At 75.7% G+C, this 4,309-nt stretch carries 5 protein-coding genes; 2 read left to right on the top strand and 3 right to left on the bottom strand.

Features of this window, described 5'->3' with window-relative positions; translation table 11 throughout:
* Positions 1-195: 195 nt before the first annotated feature.
* Positions 196-348, top strand: coding sequence for a hypothetical protein (locus GTW08_RS25535; protein ID WP_157818514.1), 153 nt, complete (start codon positions 196-198; stop codon positions 346-348).
* A gap of 96 nt (positions 349-444) precedes the next feature.
* Positions 445-1,347, top strand: a complete 903-nt coding sequence (locus GTW08_RS25540; protein ID WP_073578005.1) for a sulfite exporter TauE/SafE family protein — start codon at positions 445-447, stop codon at positions 1,345-1,347.
* Between the two features lie 31 nt (positions 1,348-1,378).
* Here GTW08_RS25540 and GTW08_RS25545 read toward each other — a convergent pair whose 3' ends face one another.
* The 3 genes from GTW08_RS25545 to GTW08_RS25555 all read right to left on the bottom strand — a co-directional run.
* The gene (locus tag GTW08_RS25545; RefSeq protein WP_073578006.1) at positions 1,379-3,331 is read right to left on the bottom strand and encodes an FAD/NAD(P)-binding protein; all 1,953 of its coding nucleotides are present in this window, start codon (positions 3,329-3,331) and stop codon (positions 1,379-1,381) included.
* Between the two features lie 233 nt (positions 3,332-3,564).
* Complete coding sequence (locus GTW08_RS25550; protein ID WP_073578007.1) at positions 3,565-3,936, bottom strand: barstar family protein; 372 nt, start codon at positions 3,934-3,936, stop codon at positions 3,565-3,567.
* Positions 3,933-4,309 (bottom strand): ribonuclease domain-containing protein (locus GTW08_RS25555; RefSeq protein WP_161152642.1); only part of this gene is annotated, 377 nt, incomplete at its 5' end. The genes GTW08_RS25550 and GTW08_RS25555, both read right to left, overlap by 4 nt.

Here is a 4,309-nt window from a genome sequence, read left to right on the forward strand (position 1 = left end):
CGTGTCGTGCCGGGCGGGGTGCCCGGGCCGGGCGGTCGTGGCCCGGGTCACCCGGACGCGCCGACGAGGCACCCGCCGCGGCGCGTCCCCGCAGCTCAGCGGCCCGCGGCGCCCACGTGTCCGGACAGGTTTCCCGTCGTCCCGACCAGCGGACGACGACTTGTCGACCCCCTCGATCCGTTCCACCATGGTCGGGTGACCACGACCGCCGCCCCCGCCGACCGGACCCTCGCGTCCGGCCGCGCGCAGTCGGACCCGGCGGTCTCCTGGCACCTCGTCGCGCACCTCGAGCGGTTCTGGCCGTCGCGCCGGCTCGACGCGTTCGACGAGTTCTGTCGCCGGGGTTGAGGCACCTCCCCCGACCGACCTCCCACCACGTACCGCGGACCCCTCGCACGGGTCACGGACGCTCCCGCACGCCCGGCGTGCGCAGGAAGCAGGATCATGTTCGACCCCTCGCTCGCGCTCGCCGGCCTGCTCGTCGGCTTCCTCGTCGGCCTCACCGGAATGGGCGGCGGTGCGCTCCTGACCCCGTTGCTCGTCCTGGTGTTCAAGGTCAACCCGCTCACCGCGATCTCCTCGGACCTGCTGACCTCGCTGGTGATGAAGCCGGTCGGCGCCGCGGTGCACGCCCGGCGGCGCACCGTGCACTGGCGGCTCACCGGGTGGCTGGTGCTCGGCGCCGTCCCCGCCGGGTTCGCCGGCGCGGTGGTCATCGGGATGATCGGGAAGGGCGTCGGCGTCGAGGACCGGCTCAAGGTGTTCATCGGGATCGCGCTAGTCGCCTCGGTGCTGACCACGCTGTTCCGGCAGGTCATGGACCGGCGCGGCAGCCGCAACGCCGTCGACGTCGACGCGCCGGTGGACGTCCGTCCGCTGCGGACGGTGCTGATCGGCGTCGTCGGCGGGCTGGCGGTCGGGATGACCTCGGTCGGCGCCGGGTCGCTGATCATCGCGATGCTGCTGCTCGCCTACCCGCAGCTGCACCCGTCGCGGCTGGTCGGCACCGACATCGTGCAGGCGATCCCGCTGGTCGCCGCCGCGACGGTCGGGCACCTGTTCTTCGGCGACGTCCAGTTCGGCCTCGCCGCGGCGCTGCTCGTCGGCGCCCTGCCCGGCGTGTGGTTCGGCGCGCGGCTGTCCTCCGGGGGCACCGGCCGGCTCATCAAACCGGTCGTGACCGCGGTGCTGCTCGCCTCGGCGCTCGCGCTGCTCGGCGTCCCCGGCCCGTGGGTGCTGGTGGCGACGGCGATCGCGCTCGTCGTGACCGTGGCCCTGCTGCCGCGCCGCCGCCCGGTCGTCGCCGAGCCGGAGCGGGTCCCCGAGCCGGTCGGCGCCCGCGACTGACACCGACCGGGTCCGGCTCCCCCGGGACGGCTCAGGCCGCCGGGACAGCGCGGGACGCGGCGCCGCGCAGGGCGCCCAGCACGGCGCGGGCGACGGCGTCGTTGTAGCGCAGGCTCTGCGCGTTCATCCCGGGCCGGGTGAACGCCCCGGCGACCTTGACCGTCGTGTGCGGCCCGACCGCGAACCGTCGCTCGTGCACCCCGCCGTCCGCGGTGTGCAGCGCGCCGTCGGCCGGACGGACCGACAGCAGGCCGGTGTTGCGTAGCGGGGCGCCGTCGTCGTCGTACAGGACCTCCTCGACAGCCTCGCCGCGGGCGAGCAGGCCGCGCAGCAGCGCGTCCACCGTGCGCGAGACGCTCGGGTCGGGCAGCCGGGCGTCGACCAGGACCCGGGTCGACACCGGCCCCGCCCCGGCCAGGGTCGTGCTGGTGGCGTGGAAGCCGTCGGCGTCGATGTCGACGCTCATCCCGGCGCCGAGGAACCGCAGGTACCCGGCACGGGACAGGGCGAGCATCTGGCGGACCCGGAAACCGGGTGGGCCGGAGGCGACCGAGTTGAAGAACGACTGCCACCACGGCATGTCCCTCGCCTTCGAGCGCGGCGAGAGCACCCCGGACCCGGCCAGGCGGGTGGTCTCGGTGTAGACCGACAGCATCGCGACGAACGCGCCGAGGTGCGGGGTGTGCCGCTCGTCGACGTGCCGGCGCAGGTCCTCGGCGATGCGTTCGCGCACCAGGGGTTGCAGGGCGTCGAGGTCCGGGGCGTGCACGCCGTCGAGCGGGCGGTCCAGCGCGGTCAGGTCGAGCCGGTCGAGCGGGTCGGGCACCAGCTCGGCGATCAGCGCCGCCTCCTCGGGCGAGCCGTGCGCGACGGCGGCGAACCGCCCGGCGAACTCGTCCCACCCGGCGCGGACGCGGTCGGGGTGGCCGACGAACAGCTCGTGGTACCAGCCCCAGCCGATCTCCTTGGCCATCAGCGGCCACACCCGGGTGGCGACGTCGACCGGGCCGCCGGAGGCGATGAGGTCGTCGGTGACGTCGGGGCCGAGGAACCGCGGCAGCGGCGGAAGCCCGGCCCGTAGCTGGTAGTGGGTCTTGGAGTGGTAGGTCGCGCCGCGCGGGGACCCGCCGACGAGCACCGGCTCCCGCCCGCACGGCTCGTACCGCAGCCGGCCCGGGTCGGCGTCGTCCGGGTCGGCGACGAAGCGCCCACCGCGGCCCTCGAACAACAGCACCACGAGGTCGACGAACGCCAGCCCCAGCCCGCGGGCCAGCACGGTCTCGCCCGGCGCGATCACCGAGAGGTCGGAGTCGGAGGTCTGCTCCGGGGGCAGGTAGCGCAGGCCGAACTCGTCGGCGCGGGCGGCGAGCGCGATCTCGTCGTCGGTGGGGGTGGCGTCGAGGTGCCCGGAGGCGAGCACGACGGCGTCGCCGCGCAGGACGGTGCCGTCGGCGAGGGTCACGACCTGCCTGCCGTCGGCCTCGTCGAGGGCCTCGGCGGTGGTGCGGTGCACGTGCACCCGCATCCCGGCCGGCGCCCGGCCGACGACCTCGCGCAGCACCGCGGCGAGGTAGTGGCTCTGCAGCCGCCGCGACGGGAACGTCGACGCCGTGACCTGTGCCAGCTCGTCGGCGAGCTCCGGGCCGAGCTCGGCCCGCGGGTCGCCGTGCTCGCGCAGGTCCTGCGCCCAGTCCCAGAACGACGGGCCGGGTGCCACCGGGCCGTCGCAGACGACCGAGGAGTCGGTCCACATCGTGACGTCGGCGGCCATCGAGTTCATCGCGAGCAGCGGGGACTGCGCGTGCCGCCAGATGCGACCCGCCCCGGCCGGGAACGGGTCGACGAGGTGGACGTCGACGCCGGGCCCGGCGAGGGCGTCGGACAGCAGCTCGGGCGCACTCGCGACCATGCGTTCCAGCACGCCGGCCCCTCGGGGGCCGGCGCCGACGATCACGACGGACGGGGCGTGCGGGCCATGGGACATCGGGGCGCTCCTGGGTCGGCGGGCGGAGGTTGACGACCCCTCACGGCGCCCACCGCAGGCGGCACAGATCGACGTGCCTGCGCCTCACCAGCCGGAGACCCATGGATGCCACGGTAGGTCGCCTCCCTCGCCGTGGCCACCCGCCACGGTCGGTCCACCGGCCTCAACGCCGCACCGGGCCCCCGGGATTCCGCACCCCGCCCGCGAGCGCGGGACCGGTGGCGGCACGGTCGTCAGGCGGCCGGGCCGGCCAGGGTGACGTGCAGCGGCCGGTCGGTCCCTGCCGTCGTGGCGACGGCCTCGGCGAGGATCTCCAGGACCGTCGCGTGGGTGCCGGGGTCGGCCGCGGCGAGCGGACCGTCGGCGACGACGAGCTCGACCGGTCCGGCGGGCAGCCAGGACAGGTCGCCGAGGCAGTCCGCCAGCGCGTCGAGATTGTGGCCGTAGTACTCGGGGAAGCTCAGCGCCCGGCCGAGGGCGGACAGGACCGCGGCGCGGTCCGCGACCCCCTCGACGACGGCGACGAGACCGGAGCCACCGGCCCGCCCCCGGGCCGCGTCGACGGCGGGGGCGGTTCCGGCGCTCTCACGGGGAAGGGTGCTCACCTCGAGACGTCTACCACGACGAACGAGGCGTAGTGGTCGGCCGTGTAGTAGTACTCCCCGCCCGATCCGGTGACGATCCGCCTGGCGCCGCGGGTGCTCGCGCCGGGGGTCGGCACGGTGAACTCCGTGTAGTAGCCCGAGGACGTCGCGGGCAGGATCCCCTCCCGGTTCTGGAAGGTCGTCCCGTCCTGGCTGTACGGGTACGGCCCACCGGAGCGGATCAGCCGATAGGTGTCGGTGGCCTGGGACGGCAGCGACGACAGCGCCCGCACCGGCAGCCCGGACTCCTGTTCCCCCGGCACGGCGGCCGGGGCGACGGGAGCGGCGACGGCGGCCGGCACGGCCGGAGCGGGTGCGGCGGCGGCCGCGGCGG

It is taken from the genome of Pseudonocardia sp. SID8383 (genome assembly GCF_009864975.1).
Classification (GTDB): domain Bacteria; phylum Actinomycetota; class Actinomycetes; order Mycobacteriales; family Pseudonocardiaceae; genus Pseudonocardia; species Pseudonocardia alni.

Bases quoted from the DNA above. Each gene is read 5' to 3' on its own strand.
- GTW08_RS25540 (WP_073578005.1), top strand. From the start codon at position 445: ATGTTCGACCCCTCGCTCGCGCTCGCCGGCCTGCTCGTCGGCTTCCTC.
- GTW08_RS25545 (WP_073578006.1), bottom strand. From the start codon at position 3,331: ATGTCCCATGGCCCGCACGCCCCGTCCGTCGTGATCGTCGGCGCCGGC.